1 rRNA gene is annotated in these 255 nt (G+C 51.8%); it reads right to left on the bottom strand.

Annotated elements, in window-relative coordinates:
- A 23S ribosomal RNA gene (locus ACQCT5_RS23015) occupies window positions 1-255 on the bottom strand; the annotation flags it as partial.

Genomic DNA, 255 nt, shown 5'->3' with positions numbered 1-255 from the left:
CTCTCCTCGCCTACCTGTGTCGGTTTGCGGTACGGGCACCATACTCCTCGCTAGAGGCTTTTCTTGGCAGTGTGAAATCAGGAACTTCGGTACTATATTTCCCTCGCTGTCACAGCTCAGCCTTATAAGAGAAGCGGATTTGCCTACTTCTCAGCCTTGCTGCTTAGACGCACATATCCAACAGTGCGCTTACCCTATCCTTCTGCGTCCCCCCATTGCTCAAACGGAGTGGAGGTGGTACAGGAATATCAACCT

It is taken from the genome of Sutcliffiella halmapala (genome assembly GCF_050107295.1).
Taxonomy (GTDB): Bacteria; Bacillota; Bacilli; order Bacillales; family Bacillaceae_I; genus Sutcliffiella_A; species Sutcliffiella_A halmapala_A.
The sequence above is the reverse complement of the archived record's forward strand: the minus strand, read 5'-3'. Positions and strand labels throughout refer to the sequence as shown.